Annotated in this window: 14 protein-coding genes; 11 read left to right on the top strand and 3 right to left on the bottom strand. The window is 67.4% G+C overall.

Annotation, left to right across the window (positions count from 1 at the left end):
• From LVJ94_39385 to LVJ94_39350, 8 genes are read left to right on the top strand one after another with little or no spacing between them, the layout of a single operon-like run.
• Complete coding sequence (locus LVJ94_39385) at positions 1-5,442, top strand: amino acid adenylation domain-containing protein (protein ID WXB02959.1); 5,442 nt, start codon at positions 1-3, stop codon at positions 5,440-5,442.
• Positions 5,439-6,551, top strand: coding sequence for a saccharopine dehydrogenase NADP-binding domain-containing protein (locus LVJ94_39380; protein WXB02958.1), 1,113 nt, complete (start codon positions 5,439-5,441; stop codon positions 6,549-6,551). Before LVJ94_39385 ends, LVJ94_39380 begins: the two co-directional genes overlap by 4 nt.
• The gene (locus LVJ94_39375; protein WXB02957.1) at positions 6,548-7,993 is read left to right on the top strand and encodes a bifunctional Gfo/Idh/MocA family oxidoreductase/class I SAM-dependent methyltransferase; all 1,446 of its coding nucleotides are present in this window, start codon (positions 6,548-6,550) and stop codon (positions 7,991-7,993) included. The genes LVJ94_39380 and LVJ94_39375 overlap by 4 nt, the downstream gene beginning before the upstream one ends.
• Entirely contained in the window at positions 7,990-9,537 is a 1,548-nt protein-coding gene (locus LVJ94_39370; protein WXB02956.1) for a class I SAM-dependent methyltransferase, read from the top strand. Before LVJ94_39375 ends, LVJ94_39370 begins: the two co-directional genes overlap by 4 nt.
• Positions 9,538-9,559: 22 nt before the next feature.
• Entirely contained in the window at positions 9,560-10,741 is a 1,182-nt protein-coding gene (locus LVJ94_39365) for a cytochrome P450 (GenBank protein ID WXB02955.1), read from the top strand.
• Complete coding sequence (locus LVJ94_39360) at positions 10,738-11,811, top strand: Gfo/Idh/MocA family oxidoreductase (GenBank protein WXB02954.1); 1,074 nt, start codon at positions 10,738-10,740, stop codon at positions 11,809-11,811. The genes LVJ94_39365 and LVJ94_39360 overlap by 4 nt, the downstream gene beginning before the upstream one ends.
• On the top strand, positions 11,795-12,505 hold the full coding sequence (locus LVJ94_39355; GenBank protein ID WXB02953.1) for a VOC family protein: 711 nt from the start codon (positions 11,795-11,797) through the stop codon (positions 12,503-12,505). The genes LVJ94_39360 and LVJ94_39355 overlap by 17 nt, the downstream gene beginning before the upstream one ends.
• Positions 12,487-14,100: an AMP-binding protein gene (locus LVJ94_39350; protein WXB02952.1), complete on the top strand. Its 1,614-nt coding sequence runs from the start codon at positions 12,487-12,489 to the stop codon at positions 14,098-14,100. The genes LVJ94_39355 and LVJ94_39350 overlap by 19 nt, the downstream gene beginning before the upstream one ends.
• On the opposite strand, the gene LVJ94_39345 is transcribed toward LVJ94_39350, so the two are convergent.
• Positions 14,097-14,447: a LysR substrate-binding domain-containing protein gene (locus tag LVJ94_39345; protein ID WXB02951.1), complete on the bottom strand. Its 351-nt coding sequence runs from the start codon at positions 14,445-14,447 to the stop codon at positions 14,097-14,099. The two genes, LVJ94_39350 and LVJ94_39345, sit on opposite strands and share 4 nt — an antisense overlap.
• A gap of 46 nt (positions 14,448-14,493) precedes the next feature.
• Between LVJ94_39345 and LVJ94_39340 the strand changes: the two genes are divergently transcribed.
• Positions 14,494-15,342, top strand: a complete 849-nt coding sequence (locus tag LVJ94_39340; GenBank protein ID WXB02950.1) for a DUF5829 family protein — start codon at positions 14,494-14,496, stop codon at positions 15,340-15,342.
• A gap of 11 nt (positions 15,343-15,353) precedes the next feature.
• Here the strand turns inward: LVJ94_39340 and LVJ94_39335 are convergent, their stop codons facing one another.
• Positions 15,354-16,958 carry a lipopolysaccharide biosynthesis protein gene (locus LVJ94_39335; protein WXB02949.1) on the bottom strand — a complete coding sequence of 535 codons (1,605 nt, stop codon included), beginning with the start codon at positions 16,956-16,958 and terminating at the stop codon, positions 15,354-15,356.
• On the opposite strand from LVJ94_39335, the gene LVJ94_39330 reads away from it, so the two are divergent.
• Entirely contained in the window at positions 16,957-18,132 is a 1,176-nt protein-coding gene (locus LVJ94_39330) for a hypothetical protein (protein WXB02948.1), read from the top strand. The two genes, LVJ94_39335 and LVJ94_39330, sit on opposite strands and share 2 nt — an antisense overlap.
• Here LVJ94_39330 and LVJ94_39325 read toward each other — a convergent pair.
• On the bottom strand, positions 18,129-19,076 hold the full coding sequence (locus tag LVJ94_39325; protein WXB02947.1) for a hypothetical protein: 948 nt from the start codon (positions 19,074-19,076) through the stop codon (positions 18,129-18,131). The genes LVJ94_39330 and LVJ94_39325 overlap by 4 nt on opposite strands.
• A 202-nt stretch (positions 19,077-19,278) precedes the next feature.
• On the opposite strand from LVJ94_39325, the gene LVJ94_39320 reads away from it, so the two are divergent.
• Positions 19,279-19,641: a TraR/DksA C4-type zinc finger protein gene (locus tag LVJ94_39320; GenBank protein WXB02946.1), complete on the top strand. Its 363-nt coding sequence runs from the start codon at positions 19,279-19,281 to the stop codon at positions 19,639-19,641.
• Positions 19,642-19,744 lie beyond the last annotated feature (103 nt).

Here is a 19,744-nt window from a genome sequence, read left to right as displayed (position 1 = left end):
ATGGCCCCTGTTGCCATCGTTCGTGAATTGAAGACCCTCGGCGTCGAACTCTGGACCGACGCCGGGCAACTCCGCTTCCGCGCACCCAAAGGCGTGCTCACCGAGGACAGGCTCGCCCTGCTCCGTGCGCACAAGGCCGAGATCCTCGACGTGCTCGCCGCCGAGCAGCCGCCCCGCGTCTCGGCCGATCTACATGCACGCCACGAGCCGTTTCCCCTGACCGACGTGCAAACCGCGTATCTGCTTGGCCGGCAGGACTCCTTCGGATTCGGCGGCGTGGCCTGTCACGGGTACCTCGAGCTGCACTATCCTCATGTGGAGCCCGAGCGCCTCACCGGGGCGTGGAATCAATTGATCGCGCGGCACGACATGCTGCGCGCGGTGGTGGAGGCCGACGGGTACCAGCACGTGCTGCCGGAGGTGCCCCGCTACCGCATCCAAGTCGAAGACCTGCGCGAGGCCTCGCCGGATCGAACGGATCGCGCCCTCACGGCGATCCGCGCGGCGATGGATCATCGCATGCACGCGACCGCGGTGTGGCCGCTGTTCGAGCTGCGGCAAACGCGAACGCGGGAAGGGGACATCGTCCACTTCTCCATGGACGCGCTCCTCGCCGATTGGGCGAGCGCCGAAATCCTGTTTGCCGAGCTGGATCAGATCCTCGACGGTGCCGGCGACGATCTGCCGCCGTTGCAGATTCAATTTCGCGATTACCTTCTCGCGGAGCGCCGCCTGCGTGACACGGCCCGCTACCAGCGCGATCGCGAGCATTGGCTGGCGCGTGTGCCGCACCTGCCTCCCGCACCCGAATTGCCATTCGTCTCGATCTCGAATTCCGGCGAGGTGCGCTTCCAGCGGCACCGCCGCAGGGTCGAGATGCCGCATTGGGAGCATTTGCGCCGCCGGGCCGGTGAGCACGGCATCACACCGTCGGTCGCGGTGCTCGCCGCGTACGTGGCGGTGCTGCAGCGATGGGCAAGGCGCCCGAGTTTCTCGGTGAACCTCACGATCCTGCATCGATTGCCGCTCCACTCCGACGTCGAGCGTCTGGTGGGCGACTTCACCTCGGTGAGCCTCTTGGCCGTCGAGCCCAGTGCCGGTCGCCGTTTTCGCGAGCACGCGGCGCGACTCGGCGAGCAGCTGTTCGAGGACATGGACCATCGCCTGTTCTCCGGCGTGGAGGTGCTCCGCGAAGTGGCGCGGCAGCGCGGGCGGGAGGCGGCGATTTCTCCGGTGGTCTTCACCAGCGCCATTGGCCTGGCCCGCAAACGCGCTGCACGCTTTGGGTACGGCATCACGCAAACGCCGCAGGTCACCTTGGACTGCCAGGTCCAGGACGATGCGAACGGCTTGCAGATCCATTGGGACGTGCGCCAGGGCGTCTACCCGGACGGTCTCGTGGAGGACATGCTCGAGGCGATGCACGGCCTGCTCCTTCGTCTGGCCGAGGACGCGGACGCCTGGGAAGCGCTCGACCCCGTTGCATTGCCCGCGTGGCAGAGCGCCGAGCGCGCACGCGTGAATCGGACCGGCGGCCCGGTGCCGGACTCGCAACTTCATCGCGCCGCCGTCGAGCGGGCGAGCACGTCCCCCGATGCGGTGGCGGTCATCGATCCACGCGGGGCGTTGACGTACCGCGAGCTGATGCTGCGCGCCGGGGCGGTGGCCGCGGCGCTGCGTGAGGGCGGTTGCGTGCCCGGCGAATGCGTGGCCATCGCCATGCAAAAAGGCGTCGAGCAGGTGATTGCCGTGCTGGGCGTGCTGCTCGCAGGCGCCGTGTACCTTCCCGTGGACACCACGCAGCCGCGCCTTCGCCGCGACAAGCTGCTCGCGAATGCCGGGGTGGTCCACGTCCTGACCCAATCCTGGGTGGCCGCCCTGCCGGCGGCCGAGAGCCTTCCCGAGGTCGCGTGGGCCGATCCCGATGCGCTGGCCTACGTGATCTACACCTCGGGCTCCACGGGCGATCCCAAGGGCGTGATGATTTCCCATCGCGCGGCGCTCAACACGCTCGAGGACATCCAGCGCCGTTTCCCGATGACCGCCGCCGATCGCGTTCTCGGCCTCGCGCAACTGGGGTTCGATCTGTCGGTGTACGACGTCTTCGCGACCTTGGCCGCGGGGGCGGCGTTGGTGTTGCCCGATCCCGAGCGCTTGGCCGATCCTTCGCATTGGGCCGCGCTCGTCGCGCAGCATGGCGTCACCGTGTGGAACTCCGTTCCCGCGCAGATGCAGATGCTCGCGAGCTACTTGCCCACGGAGCCCGTGAACGTTGCATCGCTGCGGCTTGCTCTGCTGTCCGGCGATTGGATTCCCGTTTCGTTGCCGGAGCAGATTCGCCGGTTCATTCCACACTTGCGCATGATCGGTTTGGGCGGCGCGACCGAGGCCTCCATCTGGTCGAACTACCACTGCATCGAGAAGGTCGACCCGACGTGGCGAAGCATCCCGTACGGCGTGCCGCTGACCAACCAGGCCTTCCGCGTGCTGGACGGTGCCCTTCGCGATGCACCGGTGTGGGCCGCGGGCGATCTGTACATCGCCGGGCTCGGCCTCGCATCGGGGTACCTCGGGGATCCGCAGCTCACGTCCGAGCGCTTCTTCGCGCACCCGGTCGACGGTCAGCGTCTTTATCGGACGGGCGATATGGCGCGCTACCTCCCCGGGGGCATCGTCGAGTTTCTCGGTCGCGAGGATAGCCAGATCAAGCTTCGCGGACACCGCATCGAGCTCGGCGAGATCGAGGCGGCTTTGCTCGCGCACCCCGCCGTCGGTGCCGCGGCCGCGTGCGTCGTGGAGAGCGAGCACGAAGGCCGCAGCCTGAGCGCGTTCGTGGAGGCGCGTCGGAGCTCCGTCGATCGGGACGAGCTTTCCGCACGGCACGCGCGTCTGCGTTCGGCGGCCGTGCGCTTCGCCGACCGGCCCGATCTCGAGCCCATGCATGTGCCCGCTTATCTGTCGGCGCTCCGCGATGCGTCCCTCGCGTCGATGCTCGCGGTCTTGCCGCACGATCACACGGTGGAGGAGATGTTCTCGGCCGTACGCGTGGCCGAGCGCCATCATTGGCTCGTCCGCCGCTGGCTCGGCATGCTGACCGAATCCGGGTGGCTCTCGTTCGACGCCTCCAGTGGCCGCTACCGGCACCAAAGGGCCGTCGATGCGGACACGGTGCGGGGGGCATGGCAACGTGTACACGAGTTTGCCTCCGAGACGGGGCTATGCACACCGGCGTTCGTGCAGTACCACCTGGCACACGTCGAACGCCTGCACGCGCTGCTCGAGGATCGGCAGAGCCCCTTCGAGCTGCTGTTCCCCGAAGGGCGCCAGGAGATAGCCCTCGCGCTGTACCGCGACGACGCCATCGCGCGGTACAACAACCACGCCGTTGCGGCGCTCATCAACCGCATCGCGGCGTCGACCCCCGGCGGCAGCAAGCTGCGGGTGCTCGAGGTGGGCGCAGGCACCGGGGCCACCAGTGGCGTGGTGCTGCCGCTGCTCGAAGGTTATGACGTGGATTACGTCTTTACGGACCAAACCGCGTTCTTCCTCGCCGATGCCGGCCGTCGGTTTGGCGAATATCCCTATCTGCGGACGGGGCTGTTCGATCTCGATCAAGATTACCGCGCGCAAGGCTACGCGCCGAATTCTGCCGACGTCGTGCTGTGTGCGGGGATGCTCAACAGCACGCGCAACGTCGAGGCGGCCGTGGCGTCGGCCATCGCGTTGCTCGCCCCGGGCGGGTGGTTGGTCTTCACGGAGCCAACGGCCGATCACGCGCACATTTTGCTCACGCAAGGCTTCATGATGGACCCCGAGGACGGGGACCGTGAGCACGGGACGAGCAAGTTTCGCTCGACGAGCGCTTGGCGCGCGTTGATCGAGCGAAACGGTGGCGAGCTGGCTTTTTGCCTGCCCGCGGAGGAGCACCCGTTCGCGGCCTACGGAATGCACGCGTTCGCAGCGCAATTCAAAAGCGATCGGCAGTCGATTCGCCTCGACGAGCTCGGGCCGTTCCTGGCCGAGCGCATCCCGGCGCACATGATTCCTTCGCACCTGCAGATCGTCGACGCGCTGCCGCTGACGGCAAACGGCAAGGTCGACCGGAAGAAGCTTGCAGGGCTACGTCCTGCATCGCTCGAAGGCTCCCCCGCCGATGGTCCGCACGACGCGGAGGTGGACGAGCTCGATGGGCGCCTGTGCGCCCTCTGGGCCCATGCGCTCGGGATTGCGAAACTCGGTCGCGACGACAATTTCTACCAGCGGGGAGCCGACTCGCTGATCCTCGCCCGCGTCGCGGGGCGCCTTCGCGAAGAGATCCCCGAGGCCGCATCGCTGGCGTACGACACGCTGCTGCGGCAGATGCTCAACGAGCCCACGGTGCAGGCCCTGGGGCGGATGCTTCGCCGCGGCGAGGAGGCCAAGAAGACGACGCCGTGCGACGCGGAGCACGGAATCCCTCGCCACCGCGAGGGCAGCAACTCGTTGCTCGTCTCCTTTGGAGGAGGGGAGGGGGGCGGAGGAGGGGCGAGACCGGTGCGCGTGATGTTTCACGCCGCGTTGGGCACGATGGATTACTTCCAGCACCTGGGCCACGCATTGGCGGCGCAAAACCTCGGGCCCGTCGTCGGTGTGGCCGTGGCCGATGCCGAGCAATACCTCGAGACCGCACCGCGCGAGCTGATCGATCGCTTGGCCGATGACTACGCGCAGCGCCTCGTGGACGAGGGCTTCGAAGAGTTCCAGCTCATTGGCTATTGCCTCGGCGGGCTGCTGGCCATCGAGGTGGCGCGCCGTCTGCTCGAGCGCGGCTTGTCCGTGCGGGATCTGACCCTCGTCGACAGCATTCCCATGTTCATCGAGACGGACGAAGAGTTGGCGTTCGAGGCGATCTTCGTTCCCAACTTGCAACTCGATCCGGTGGCCGCCGTCTTTGGGCCGGAGGTGGAGGCGGCCGACGTTTACCGCGCCATCGAGAAGCTCATGGTCGACTACGATCGCAACGTGCCCGCGGGGGCGATGGCAAAGCTCTCCGGCGATGCGGGGCTCGAAGCCGTGGCCGCGGCCGTGCGCCGGCAATCGGCACGGCCGCAGGAAGAGCGCCTGGCGGCGTATGCGCACGCCGCCGCGTCGCAAGCGGGTGTACCCATCGGGCCGGAGCTGGTGCCCTCGCTGTTTCGCGTGTGCCGGCACAGCATGCGCGCCGCACGCTTCGATCCGCCGCCGTACGTGGGCGACATGAACTACCTGCGCTGCATGGAGCAGCAGTCCTTCGGCATCACCGCCGGGGTCGGGCACTTGGCGGCGCCCTTCTGGGAGCAGACGTGCCTGGGGCAGTTCCGGGTCATCGATGTGCCGGGCAACCATTTCAGTGTGATCGAGCCGCCGTTGGTGGAGCACGTCGCCGAGCACCTCGCTGGGTCGTTGCGCGGAGCGCCGCAATGATCATCGCCGTGCTCGGTGCTTACGGCGATGTGGGGCGCCAGGCCACGCGGCAATTGCTGGGGCTCGGGCGAGGGGCCTTGCGTCTCGGAGGCCGCGACGTGGCCGCCGCACGAGACTTCGCCGCGCAGCTGCCTGCGGCGGATCTCGCGTGCTGTGCGGTGGACTATCGCGATCGGGCTTCGCTGCGCGCGTTCGTCGACGGGGCCCGCATCGTGGTCAACTGCGCGGGGCCTTCGCACGCGATCGGGGATGCGGTGGCCCTGGAAGCCTTGCGCACCGGCGCCGACTACATCGATGTCGCGGGCGACGATGCGTTGCACCGCACGCTCGATGCGGAGGCCTTCGCGCGCGCCGGGCGCACGGTGGTGCTTTCATGTGGACTTCAGCCCGGGTTGACGGGCCTCTTGCCGCGCTGGCAGGCGCAGCACGCCTTCGACGAGGTTCATCGCCTGGTGAGCTACTTCGCGGTGCTCGACCAGTTCACCGCGGTGGCCGCCGACGACTACCTCCAGGGCGCCGAGGAGGGGGTGAGCGAGCCCCTCGCCGCGTGGCGAAATGGGCACCGTCGTTCGCGGGCATCCACGCGCGTGCAAGGTGTGCGCGTTCCCTTTTTTCCCGGTGCGGCGACCTTGTTGCCATTCCTCGATGCGGAGGGGGAGCGGCTGGCGCGCGCGCTCCGACTCGAGCGCGGCGATTGGCACACCGTGCTGGTGGGGGAGCAGATTCGAAGGGCCTTCGACCGCGCACGGACCCTCGGCCGGGCAGAGGCCATCGCGGCGCTGCGCCGGGCAAGCTTGCTCGATCTGGCCGGGCGTGAGCCCTACGTCGTGCTGCTCGTGCAGCTCGAAGGGCGGCGCGGAGGTGCGCCCGCCACGCGCACGCTGATGGTGCGCGGGCACGGCAATGCGGTGCTCACGGGAACCATGGCGGCGCTCGGTGTGCGCGCGGTCGACGAGGGCACGGTGCCCCCGGGGTGCCACTTCGCGGCGGACGTGCTTCCCCCGGCCACGACGGTGGCACGGCTGCGTGGGAGCGGTGCGCTGGGGGCTTTCGAGCTGTTCGACGGCGCTCTGGATGCGCGGACCGAACACGAGGAGGGAAGCCTGTGAGCATCGGCGAGCAGCTCGAACGAGGGATCTCCGTGCTGGTCGAGACGCCGCTCGCGTATGACGAGCTCCTCGCGTGCATGCGCATCGCGCGTCGCACGGGCGCGTCGTTGCGCGTGGCGACGGTGCTCGAGCGCACGCCGTCGGCACGGCGGTTCATCGCCGCCGTGAAGGGGCTGCAGGCGCCGATTCGAGGGGCGAATGCCGCGTGTACGAGGGACGATCTCCACGCGGTGTTGGCCCTCCTAGGCCGCGCGTTCGGCGGCGTTCGCCCATGGCGCTTCACGCGGGGCGCGCATGGGATCTCGGGGCGCCTCGCCGGTGTGCCCATCGTCCTCCGTGTGCACGAGGAGCCTGCGCCCCTCGAGCTCACCCTCGATCACGATGCCGGCGCGCTGACGTTCTCCCCCGCGCCCGGCGAGGCCGTCGATCCCGCCGCCGAGCCTCGGGCCGACGCCGCGGAGATGCAGCACCAGCTCGTGCTGGCGCAAATTCACCAGGCCATCGTCCAGGCGCCCGAAGCGGCGCGGCCGGAGTTCCCCGATCCGGCGGCGATCCACGACGCCGCGCTGCGCTTCCTGGGAGGGCGCGCATGGGAATCGCTTCCCGTGGCGTTGGGGCGGCTCGAGGCCATCAGCCTGCGCGCCCTGTCGGCGCTTCTTCTCGAACGCGACGAGCCCGAGATCCTCGCGGCGCTCGATGTGGCGCCGCGCCACGTTTGGCTCGTTCGCCGTTGGCTGCTCGCCTTGAACCGCGCGGGCCGGCCATCGTCCGGACCCGAGCTCGCCGACCCGGCGACTCTGCGCGACGCCTACGCCGCATTGGCCTTTCCACCCGCGATGGCCGATCTGCACCTCGCAGCGCTGCGCGCACTGCCGCAACTCCTCTCGGACCAGACCACGCTCCCCCGCCTGCTCGGGTCGAACGCGGCGAGCGCCCTCTCCGCGTACCAGAGCAACGTCTTCACGGCCTACCTCGATGCGGCGTGCGACCAGCTTGCGCAACGACGCGATGCGCCCCGCGTGCTCGAGGTGGGGCGCGGCAACCTCGATCTCGACAGCGATTTCGCCGTGCAGGGCGTGGCGCCCGAATCCGTGGACGTGCTGATCGCGCGCAATGTCCTTCACAACGCTGCGCACATCGGTCGCACCTTGAGGTGCATGCGCCGTGCGTTGTCGGCCGGCGGGTGGCTCGTCTTCACCGATTCGACGCACGAGAACGCCGCCATGCTCAGCGCCATCATGTTCTTGCTGTCACCGCCCCCGGGGGCACCGCCCCTGGGCGCTGAAGATCGGCGCGCAGGCACCGGCTCGCCCTTCGTCGACACGGACGGTTGGCGCGCGGAATTGCTCGCGGCCGGCTTCGCGCCCCAATTCGAACTTCCCCCTCCGAACTCGCCGCTGGCTGTCGCTGGCCAGCGCCTCTTCTTCGCGGTCGCCCTATGATCATCGACTTCTCGGCCTTGCTCGCCGCGTGGTGCCGGACCCTCGATCCGCCTGCCGTTCGCATGGCCATTCTCTCGTCGCCCGACGGCTTTGGCGGTATCGCGGTCCGTGCCGCCGAGGGCTGCGGTTTGGAGGTTCGGCGCGAACCTTTACCCCTTCGCCCGGCCAGGGCCCTGGCCTTTCTCGAGCGCACCCGGCCCGATTGCGCCGTGCTTCCCGTGGCGTTGCTTCGCGAGGTGCTGGCCTGTGAAGCCCTCGCCCTCTCCGATTTGTCCACGTTGCGGTGCATCTTCTACGAGGGCACCGCCGGTGCAATGCTCGATGCCGCCGAAGTCGCCGCGGCCCAACGCCTTCTCGGGGCCGAAGTCTCCGCTTTCGTGGTAGACGGCGAGCCCGCCGCGCCCATCGTCCCCCAAGGGGAGGCTGCCGCGCTCGCGGAAGCCAAGGCGCTGTTGGAGCAGGACGTTGCCGGGCTCGATTTCACGGAGGCCATCCGCGCCCTCGAAGCCTTGAGCCACACGGCGCTGCGCTCGATGCTTCATGGCCTCTCCCGCAGCGGCCTGTTTTCCACCCCGGAGGCCCTGCACACCGAGGACGACGTCGTTCGCACCGCGAACGTGGCCGATGCCCACCGCCCTCTGATCCGCCGCTGGCTTCGCGTTCTCACGGAGCAGGGGCTCCTGCTGCGCAGCGATGACGCCTTCCGCTCCACGGTTCCACCGGCGGCGTACACCGGTGATGCATTGGACCATGCCTGGACCGAACTGGAGACCGAGTGGACCCTCACCATGGGGTCGAGTGGAACGATCGCCTATGCACGCCGCAACGCGGAGCAGCTTCCCGAGCTCCTACGCGGAACCCGAAAGGCCGTGCACCTCTTGTTTCCCGAAGGCCGAACCGACCTTGCGCGTGCGCTGTACCGCGAGAGCATCGCCGCCCGCTACCAGCATCACGCCGTGCGCGCGCTGGTCGGCCGGGTGGCAGCCCATGCTCCACGGCCGCTGCGCATTCTCGAGGTTGGCGCGGGCACCGGCGCGACATCGGAGCTCCTGCTGCCCGCGCTCGCGGGCCGCGACGTGGAGTACCTCTACACGGACGTCTCCGCGTTCTTCTTGAACGAGGCCGCGGAGCGGCTGCGCGCGTACCCCTTCGTTCGATTCGGCCGCTACGACATCGACCTGCCGCCCCGCGCCCAGGGTTTCGCTCCCCACGAATTCGACGTGGTGATCGGCGGCGGTGTCCTCAACGCGGCCCGTGACACGGACGCCTCCATTCGCGGATTGACCCAATTGCTGCGAACCGACGGCTGGCTGGTCCTGACGGAACCCACCCGTGAAGAGTTTTGGGTGCTCGCGTCCCAAGCCTTCATGCTCGGAGAAACGAGCGACGGACGGGCGTCGACCGACACCACGTTTCTCTCGCTCCCGCAGTGGAACGCCGTGCTGGACCGCGCAGGATTGCGCCGCGTGCTCGGTCTTCCCGAAGAGGGCCACCCGCTGCACCGACTCGGCCATCGCGTCTTCGTGGCGCGCCCCAAGCAATGACTCGACCAAAAGGATTCGACCCATGACGGACTCCCCCCGACCGTATCCGTTCAACGACTTCGAGGGCATCGACCTCGCACCCGCCTACCGTGACGCGCAGGAGACGCCGGGCCTGGTCAAGGTGCAGCTTCCCCTCGGCGAGCCTGCGTGGCTGGCCACCCGCTACGAGGACGTGCGCCTCGTGCTCTCGGACCGCCGATTCAGTCGCTCGATCGCCCTGACCCGCGAACAGGCCCCGAGAATCATGCCCCGCATTGCGGAAGGCATCGTCACCATGGATCCGCCGGCCCTCACGCGCCTCCGGAATCTCGCCGTGCAAGCCTTCACGCCCCGCCGGGTCGAGGCCCTGCGTCCGCACGTGCGCGCCCTCGCGCACCGCCTCATCGACGAGATGGTGGCCAAAGGCCCCCCGGCCGACCTGGTCGAGGACTACGCGCTTCCCATTCCCATGTCGGTGATCTGCGAGCTCCTCGGCGTCCCCGTGGCCGATCAGGCGCGCTTCAAGGAATGGAACGACTCCCTGCTCTCGACGAACACGCGGAGTGCCGAACACGTCATGCAGAACATGGGCGAGCTGTCGCGCTACATCCTCGAGCTCGTCGCACTGCGCCGCCGCGAGCCGCGCGACGACCTCATGACGGCGCTGCTCGAGGCCCACGACGTCGACGACCGCCTGAACGAGCGTGAGCTCGTGCTCCTGTGCATTGCCATTTTGGTTGCCGGCTACGAGGCGACGTCTTCGCAAATTCCCAATTTCATCTTTACGTTGTTGAAGCACCCCGAGCAGCTCGCGCGCCTTCAGGCGAACCCCGACTGCGTGGGCGATGCCGTGGAAGAATTGCTTCGCTACATCCCACTGGCCTCGGCGGCCATGTTTTGCCATTACGCGACCGAAGACGTATGCGTCGGCGGCGCGGTCGTGCGCATGGGGGAGCCGGTGTTCGCATCGGTGGGCGCGGCCAATCGCGACGCGGAGAAATTCGCCGCCCCGGACGAGTTGAACGTGTGCCGGGATGCGCATGCCCATATGGCATTTGGACACGGAATGCACCACTGCATCGGGGCCGCCCTGGCGCGGGTCGAGCTGCAAGAGGCGCTCGCCGCCCTGGTCGTTCGCCTGCCGAACCTCCGGCTGCACGAGGACGTCCGCTGGAAGGCGGCGACCTTTTTCCGCGGCCCGCACGCCATGCTGGTGAGCTGGTGAAACGTCGCGTCCTCGTCGCGGGCACGGCCTTTGGCCGCATTTACCTTGCCGCAGTGGCTTCGGCGCCCGAATCGTTCGAGCTCGCCGGGGTGCTGGCCCGCGGAAGCGATTACTCGCGCGATGTGGCTCGGCAGCACGGCGTGCCGCTCTACACGAGCGTCGAGCAGGTGCCCGGCGACGTGGACATCGGCTGCGTGGTCGTTCGCTCGGCGGCGACGGGCGGCGACGGTGCCGAGTTGGCCCAGGCGCTGCTCGCGCGCGGCATCCACGTGCTCCACGAGCACCCGGTGCACGTCCGCGAGATCACCGCGTGCCTTCAAGCGGCGAAGCGCGGTGGGGCGGCCTACGCCGTGAATACGCTTTACCCGAATGTGCGCCCGATCCGTCGGTTTCTCGCCGCGGCCGCCCGCCTGCGTCCGCACCAACGGGTCGCATTCGTCGATGCGGCGTGCAACAGCCAAGTTGCCTATCCGCTGCTCGACGTGATCGGCCGCGCCGTCGGCGGTCTGCGTCCGTGGTCATTCGGCGGGTGCGCCCCCGACGCGTGCGGCTCCCCGTTCCGCATCCTCCACGCCACCCTGGGCGGTGCACCGGTGACCCTGCGCGTGCAAAACCAAGTGCACCCGGAGGATCCGGACAACCACTCGCACTTCATGCATCGCCTCGAAATCGGTTTCGAGGCCGGGGTGCTGACCCTCGCCGACACCCACGGCCTGGTCCTCTGGAATCCACGTTTGCACGCTCCACGCGATGCCACCGGCCGGCTGCAGATGGGCGGCCCTGGCACGGAGCGTCTCGCCGTACCGAGCACGTCGATCATCGGCGGAGCGGAGGCAGGCAGTTACCACGACGTCTTCGCGCGGACGTGGCCCGAGGCCGTCGTGGCCGCGTTGCGCGATTTGTGCGACGACATCGCGGACCCGGCGCGGCGTGCGCGGGCGGGGCAATGGGCACTCGCCGTGTCCTCCGCGTGGCGCGATCTCACGGCGCGCATCGGCATGCCGGAATTGATCCGGCCCGGCACGCCGCAGCCGTTCCCGTTGGAGGACCTCCATGACCACGTCCTGTAGCCACGTTTTGCTCTGGGTTCGCGACATTCACCAGGCGGTGCGCGACTACCGCCAACTCGGTTTTCGCGTGGATTATGCCACCGCGGAGGCCAAGGCCCAGCACGCGCACATCTGGTTTCGCCGCGGGCCGGCCATCGAACTTCTCACCGCGCCCGCCACCGCCAAATGGTTCAAATGGCCTCTCGAGCTGGCCTTCGGCCGCGGTGCCGGTCACCGCATGGTGCGCTGGACACGAAACGAGGGGTTCTGCGACGTGGCGGTCGCCGTCGATTCGGACGATCTCACGGGCGAACGACGTGCCCTGGCCAAAGCGGGCATCCCCGTCGGTCGCGTGGTCCGCTGGAAGCGCACCAAGCCCGATGGTGCGCATGTCCGCTTCCAATTCGCCTATCCGCGGAACGAACATCTGCCCTTTCTGGTCACCCCGTACGATACGCCGCAATGCCCGCCCGAGGTGCACCATCCCAACGGCGCCGTCGCGCTCCGCCAAGTGCGAATGGCCGTGCAGGAGCGCGATTTCGCGGCCGTGCGGAGGCTCGTCGGCGACGACCCCACATTCTCGTTGGAACCCGGTGAGCGCACGCGAATCCGTGATGTGGCCCTCGAAGGCCTTCTGACGGAGCTCGATCCCACGCTCCTGCACGGAGCGACCTTTCTTTCATGGGGAGATGAATCATGCTCGAAGGCTTCGTAAATTGGCCTGCGGAGTTCGCGGCGACGTACCGCGAACTCGGCTACTGGCGTGGCGAGACACTCGGCGCCATGCTGCGCGCTCGCGCCGAACGAACCCCGGAGCGGTGCGCGGTCGTCGATGGCGATCGCGCGTGGACGTACCGCGAGCTGGAGCAACGCTCCGCGCGATGGGCCGCCGGTTTGCGCCAGCTGGGCATCGCGCACGGGCAGCGCGTGCTGGTGCAATTGCCCAACACGGCGGAGTTTCTCTCCCTGTGCTTCGGGTTATTTCGGATAGGGGCGATTCCGGTGCTCGCCTTGCCCGCGCACCGTGTGACGGAGATTGTCCATTTGACGGATCTCTCCGAGGCCGTGGCGTACGTCGTGGCGGATATCCATTTTGGCTTCGATTACCGCACGTTGGCCCGCACCGTCCGCGAGCGCTGTCCCAGCGTGCGCCATGTGTTGGTCGCAGGCGACGCGCAGGAATTCACGTCGCTCGCCGACCTCGACGCGCACGCCCCGGACGCGCAGGAAACGGAGCCCGATCCGGGCGATGTGGCCTTGTTGCTCTTGTCGGGTGGAACGACGGGGGCGCCCAAGCTGATTCCGCGCACCCACGATGATTACCTCTGCAACATCCGCCTCAGCGCGGAAGCCGCTGGCTTTCACGCCGATACGCGTTATCTGGTCAGTCTACCCATCGAGCACAATTTCGCATTGGGCTGTCCCGGCGCGCTCGGCTGCTTGTACGCGGGCGGCACGGTCGTACTCTGCCGCGACCCCAGCCCCGACACGGCGTTTGCCCTGATTGAACGGGAGCGTGTCACGGCGACGGCGCTGATTCCGCCCTTGGTCTTGCTCTGGTTGGAGGCGGTGGAGTGGGCCACGGAGAACCTGGGCAGCCTCGAGCTCTTGCAAGCGGGAGGGGCTCGTCTCAAAGCCGAAACCGCCGCCCGCGTGCGCGGAACCTTGGGCTGTACCCTGCAACAAGTCTACGGAATGGCCGAAGGCTTGCTCAACTTCACCGGCCGCGACGAGCCCGATTCCATCGTATTCGATACCCAAGGACGCCCCGTGGCGGCGCACGACGAAGTGCGCATCGTCGACGCCCATGACCAAGCGGTGGCCGACGGAGAGCTCGGCGAGCTGCAGGTCCGAGGGCCCTACACCATTCGCGGCTATTACCGCGCCGAGGCGCACAATCGACAGGCATTCACCTCCGACGGCTTTTACCGAAGTGGCGACATGGTGCGCCGATTGCCCGGCGGGCACTTGGTCGTGGAGGGGCGCAGCAAAGACGTCATCAACCGCGGCGGCGACAAAGTGCCCGTCGAGGAAATCGAGAATTACCTCCTCTCGCATCCGAAGATCCGCGACGTCGCCCTGGTTGGCATTCCCGACGACGCCATGGGCGAGCGCACATGTGCATGCGTCATCGCGCGCGATGCCGCCCCAACGCTCGCTGAGCTGAATACGCACTTGCGATCCATCGGCGTCGCCGCCTTCAAGCTTCTCGATCGCAGCGTCGTCCTGGAGGACTTCCCAAAGACGGCCCTGGGCAAGGTCAACAAGCGCGAGCTGGCCGCACGGATCGCCGCGCAGCCTCGCGGCTAGCCGCGGTTCATCAGGCCGAGCCGCTTCGGAAGTTGCTCGGCGAGAAAATCGAGGAACGACTGGATCTTCGAGGCATTGTGGCGTGACCGTACATAGATGGCATCGAGGACGACGTCGTCCGTGTCGTAGTCGGAGAGAACCTCCACCATCTCACCGCGTTCGATTTGCGGTTGCACCATGTAGCGCGCCAAGTACACGAGCCCGGTGCCGCGAAGCGCCGCATCTCGAAGTGCGAAAACGTCATTGGCGACGAGCGCTTTGCCCGCATCCACCATGACGGACTCCCCGTTCACGTGGAAGGTCCAGCGCGGACGGACTGCATGGCGCAACAGATTCGGGTGCGCCACCGGCCCGTCGTCCGATGAGTCCTTTTCCCAAAATGCGCACTCCGAAATGGCTTCTCAGCCGGTGCAACGCCCAGGAGTGCCGTACTTCTTCGACCATTCGGTGGCATTCGTTTCCAATTCTACGTACCAGGCCTTTCAGAATTCAACTTGGCTCCGAGATGTCTTTTCGAGCCTGACGGTCGACACCCAGACCACGCCGGAACAACCCAGCGTGACGCAGCAGTTCGAGCGCACGAGCCTGATGTTCTTCCAAGAGGGAGCATTCGGATTCCCGCCCGGGATGACCGGTTTCGGCTTCACCTCGGAATCACCCGGAGGACTGAAGCTCGCCACGCATGCCTTGGAAACCTCGCTCGGGAAGGACAACGTGTCACCGTACACGGAAACGACATCCGTTCACGGACGGGCGGCGACGGTGCGCGGATCGGAGATGGCTTTCTCCGGTCCTTTCTTTTCGTGGGTCAATGAGACAAGTACGGATTCCAGTCCGAACATTCCGCTTACGCGCACCGAAATGGTAAATGAGGATTATGCACCGGCGAAGCTGGCCAGCAATCTCGTGGCCATCGGTCTCGCGCTCGGCCCCGAGGACAGCGGGCGCTTCGAGCAAGTTCTGCGAGCCGTCGGATGGTCCGTTGAACGGCACGAAGCTTACTTCGCGGGGCACTCACCTTTGGACGGAGGCAGCCGTCGATCCGTGATCGTCGAACCCGCCGTCGGAAGTCGACGCGGAATGTCCGTGGCGGTCATCGCGTTGAATCGGTACACCTCGCACGACGAACAGCTCGGCGATGCGAGGCTCATGGTGGGGGTGCGCGGGAAAAACGTCGCGGTGCTGCGGATTCACCCGTCCGCCGGCAACGAAGCCATCGAGCGCGAGATCGACGGCCTCTGAACGCGGTTCCACTATCCGCGTTTCCGCCGAGAAATCAGGGAAAGCACCATGTCGCGATCGGCGCTCTTCAACTCGCCCGTGACGGCGAGAAGGGCGACGTACGCGATGGCGACGACGCCGGCTGCAACGGGCGTGAGAAGCCAGCCGAGGCGCGGCAAGAAAAGGCCCGCGACATAGGCCAAGGCAATTCCTCCGAGCGCGCGCAGGAACGTGGCAAAGGGGATGAACGCTCCCGAATAGCGACGAACGGCGACGGCCATGGCCAAAAGGCCAATGCCCAAGGTCACGCTCGTCGAAAGGGCGGTGGCGCGGAGTTGCGGCTCCCCGTACGTGGCGTGGGAGCTCGCCACCCAGACGGAACCCGCGAGAAGAGCCAGCAGAACGAAGCTGAGGGTCGCCGAAAGGCGCTCTTTGCCCAGGCTGGCCAGGACGGTGGTGCCGATTCCGAACAAGGTGAAGGCACCCTGTCCAATCACCAGAATGCGCAAGGTGCCCGCGCCGCGCTCGGACACCACGGAGCCGAAGGCCACGCCGAGTACGGATGCGGGCAGCGCCACGATGACCGCGACGAACAGCCCGCACGCGAGGGCGCTGATCCGCGCGCCGCGTTCGACGTAGCGGCGGACGGCCTCGCGGTCGTTTTCCGCGTGGGCGCGCGCCACCATGGGAAAGAGGATCTGCGCGATGCTCAAGACGAGCTGGTACGGCAGGAACGCGAAGAATTGGCAAAACCGATACACGGCGACCCACTCGTCGGAGCTGCTCGCGGCCGCGGCGCCCGTGAGGCCGCTGTCGAGCGCGCCCGAAGAGAGAAAGCGCCCGAGCACGGCGATGTCCGCCTGCATCAAGCCATTGGCGAAGAGCTGCGCCAGGGCCAGCGGCAGGAGCTGCGCGAGGTAGGCCATGCCGCGCGGCACCTCCGGCGCGCCCTCCGCCTCGGGCGTGCGCCCCGTGCCGCTCCAAAAGAGCGCCATGGGCACGATGAGCAGCGCGGCGATGACGAAGCCGAGGACGGCGCCTTCCACCCCGGCGCCGAAGCGTGTGGCGAAGAACCAGCCCACCCCGATCAAGCCGACGGTGCGCAGGGTCGCAAAAATCGTATCGAGAGCCGCCTGGCGCGTGAACATCGCGCGTCCGTTGAGCGAGCCCACGAGCGGCGCGTACACGCCATAGATCGCGACCACGCAGGCCACGATGCGCAGCGGCCGCGCGATGTGCGGCGATTTTTGAAACGCCGCGTACGTGGGGCTGAGCAAGGCGAAAAGCACGGCGAGCCCGATGGCCAGCGGCACGTGGACGCGGAGCGTGGCCCGGAAGGCCTCGTCCTGGCGCTTTCCTCCGCCGGCGACCGCGCGGCTCACCCCTTGGGTGGAGCTCGAGACGATGACGTTGTTGATGATGTTGGCCGGTGCAAGCACCCGTGAAAGGGCGCCGTAGCCGGCCATGCCGATGGCGTACTTCAGGGCCGTTTGCTGCACGAACCCGAGCAAAATGAAGTACGCCTTGGCGCCGAGCACGGCCAGTCCGCCCCTTCCGACCGCACGCGCGCCTTGCCCGGCCTGCGGCTCGTCCTGCTTGGACGCGGAGGGTGCCGGGTGTGATAGAGGACGAACCATGGTGAAGGTTCCTCTAACACTCTCCGCCGTTTCACCGCTCGCGTTTGCCGTGCTGGCAACCCTGGCCTTCGCTGGAACAGGCTGCAGCAAGAACGAAAAACCCGAAGAGCGCGGTTCCGCGCCCCCGCCCGTGGTGGAATCCGCCAAACCCGGAGCGTGCGCGTCCGGCGGCGGGACCGTAGACGATCCGGTGCAAGGCGAGTTCTTCGTCCGCACCGCAGGCGGCTACTGCCTGGAGCCCCAGGGCGACACCAAGACGTACGGTGACCGCGGCAAGCTCACGATGGACCAGGTCTGCACGACCGCCGTCGACGGCGAGTGCGAGGTGTACAAATCGTACGGCCTGAAGCGTGCGGTCATCGTTCGTTACGTGGACGGCGGCGGTGGCGGCGGCAGCGTGGAAGTGGTGCTCACCACCTTCGGCGATCCCGGTGGCGCCTACGGCATGTTCACCAAGCGCGTCATCGCCGACGCCGATCCGGCGGACGCCCGTGCACCGAAGCCCATCACCGCCGGCGGCGCGGGGGCCCTGGGCAACGGCCGCGGTTACGTGTGGAAGGGGCCCTACCTGGCCGAGCTCACGTACTTGAACGAGCAGGAGTCGCCCGAGCAGATCACCAAGTCGAGTGCGCCGGTGCTGACGGCCATCGCGGAGGGCCTTGGTGGCAAGCTGCCTGGATCGGCGGACAAACCCGCGGCCGCGCAGGCCCTGCCCACGGCGAACCTGGTGCCCAACGGCATTCAATACTTCCCCAAGGAGGTGCTGGGCATTGCACGCCTCGGGGCGGGCGCCGTCGGTTACTACAAAGATGGCACCAAGCGCTACCGCATCGTCTCGCTCGTGCGCGACGACGCGGACGTGGCCAAGGACGCGATGAAGCTTCTCCGCCAGCGCCCCGGCACGCTCCCCGTCGCGCAGCTTGCCGACGAGGCGCTGCATCTGACCCTCCAGGATGCGCCCGACCGTCCCAAGAGCGAATACGTCGTCGCGCGCAAGGGCACGATCATCTTCGGCGTGGGCGACGAAGACCTGGTGGTGAAGCCCGGCGAGCCCGCGGAGAAGCAGGGCGAGCTGCGTCTGAGCAAGGATGAAAAGATCGCGCGCCTGCGCACCTGGATCCTCGCCGCCGCCGGCGTGCCCGCGGCTCCCGCCGCCGACGCCGGAAAGCGCTAGCCCGCGCCGAGCGCCTTGCGCTCGAAGCATTGGTTCGGGACCCCGCGTTTTCGTCGCAGAAGAGCACTCTGCTTGATGAAACGCGTGGTCACCGGATCGTGGTAGCCGCTGGCCAAGGGCAGCGACTCGTCGACCTCGCGGTGGTAGCGCACCACGCGATCCATCATGAAATCGCGCACCCATTTGCCCACGAGTGACGCCATGCCCACGAGCAGGTGCGTCTCGTCGACGTCGCGCACGAAGGCGATGCGGCCTACGCCGGGGAACTGGTACTCGCTGCGTGCGCGCCCTTCGCAGACCACCGCGTGCAGCCGCCCGCCGAGTGGCCCGAAGTGATCGCTGTAGCGGTCGTAGCCACCGACCTTTCCACACGCGGCCTCCACGTCTTCGTTCACGGCCGCGCGTGCCGACAACACGAGGCGCTCCATCGCATGGAGGTCCACCAAGAAGCGCGACGCACCCTGCTCCACGGCGCGGTTGAGCGCAGCGGTGCACACGAGCGACACCTCCACGCGCACGATCTCGACGCCCTTTTTCGCGAGGCGTGCCAGATCGCGCCGCACCTTGGTGACGATGGCGTCGTCGGCGACGAAGGCCTCCGTCTCGTGTCCCCAGCACTGTCGTTCGTGGTCGCTTGGACAATGGGCCCGCAACTCGGTTGCAGGCTCGAGCGAGAGCGCGCCAAACAGGGCATCCGGGTCCGCCGCGTCGCGTCCACGACCCGTGACCTCGGCCAGCGCACGGGCCCACGCTTCCCCGAGCGCAGAGTCGCCGTACGCCACGAGGCCCTTCGAATCACCGAGCCGCTCGGAGAAGGCACGCCCCGGCCGCCCAAACGCCACTTTGGCGCCCGTACCCTCGCACTTCGCCGTGACGGCGGTGACGATGAGCGGGCCCAAGCGAGGTCCGAGCCCATTTTCATCCACTGCAACGAGGTAGCTCATGGCGGGCCGTTCCTGGGCGGCACCCTAGCAGTGCCCACGCCGGGTGGTGCTCCTGAATTTGGAACCCCAGCCGTCCGCCCTCGAAGCCCTTGACGAAAAATGCCCACGTGCTTACCGTCTCCCGCCCTCGAATTCGGGGCATCCATTAGACTAGACAAATTACCGAGCCCAAGGCGTTGCGTAGCGAAGCGGAGCAACCGAAGTGAAAAAGAACGATCTCAAGAAGTTCAAAACGCTACTCACGGAAAAGCGCGACGAGATCATCAAGAAGGCCAAGCAAACGTTGGAGGAGGACATGACCCTCGACGCCAACGACTTGCCCGACGAGATGGACCTCGCGTCGAGCGAGTACCTCCAATCCTTCACGTTCCGCCTGCGCGGCCGGGAAAAGGCGTTTCTGGACAAGATCAACAAGGCGCTCGCGAAGATCGAGGACGGTAGCTTCGGTGTCTGCGAAGAGTGCGGCGAGGAAATCTCGTTGAAGCGCCTCGAAGCCCGCCCCGAGACGAACCTGTGCATCCGTTGCAAGGAGGACCAAGAGCGGATGGAGAAGGACTACTCCTAGTCGTTCGATCGCGTTTCTTTCTGCGATCTCTCGAAATCGTGCTCGCGCCATGACGGAAGCCCCGCGTGGGGACAAGACCGAGTCGAAGGCACGAAACATCGGG

The sequence above is a fragment of the Sorangiineae bacterium MSr11367 genome (assembly GCA_037157805.1).
GTDB classification, from domain to species: Bacteria; Myxococcota_A; Polyangia; order Polyangiales; family Polyangiaceae; genus Pendulispora; species Pendulispora rubella.
This window is presented reverse-complemented; position numbering and strand designations above follow the sequence as displayed.

Coding starts and splice junctions, on each gene's coding strand:
- LVJ94_39350 (WXB02952.1), top strand. CDS start 12,487: ATGCTCGAAGGCTTCGTAAATTGGCCTGCGGAGTTCGCGGCGACGTAC.
- LVJ94_39335 (WXB02949.1), bottom strand. CDS start 16,958: ATGGTTCGTCCTCTATCACACCCGGCACCCTCCGCGTCCAAGCAGGAC.
- LVJ94_39370 (WXB02956.1), top strand. CDS start 7,990: ATGATCATCGACTTCTCGGCCTTGCTCGCCGCGTGGTGCCGGACCCTC.
- LVJ94_39385 (WXB02959.1), top strand. CDS start 1: ATGGCCCCTGTTGCCATCGTTCGTGAATTGAAGACCCTCGGCGTCGAA.
- LVJ94_39365 (WXB02955.1), top strand. CDS start 9,560: ATGACGGACTCCCCCCGACCGTATCCGTTCAACGACTTCGAGGGCATC.
- LVJ94_39380 (WXB02958.1), top strand. CDS start 5,439: ATGATCATCGCCGTGCTCGGTGCTTACGGCGATGTGGGGCGCCAGGCC.
- LVJ94_39325 (WXB02947.1), bottom strand. CDS start 19,076: ATGAGCTACCTCGTTGCAGTGGATGAAAATGGGCTCGGACCTCGCTTG.
- LVJ94_39355 (WXB02953.1), top strand. CDS start 11,795: ATGACCACGTCCTGTAGCCACGTTTTGCTCTGGGTTCGCGACATTCAC.
- LVJ94_39330 (WXB02948.1), top strand. CDS start 16,957: ATGGTGAAGGTTCCTCTAACACTCTCCGCCGTTTCACCGCTCGCGTTT.
- LVJ94_39340 (WXB02950.1), top strand. CDS start 14,494: ATGGCTTCTCAGCCGGTGCAACGCCCAGGAGTGCCGTACTTCTTCGAC.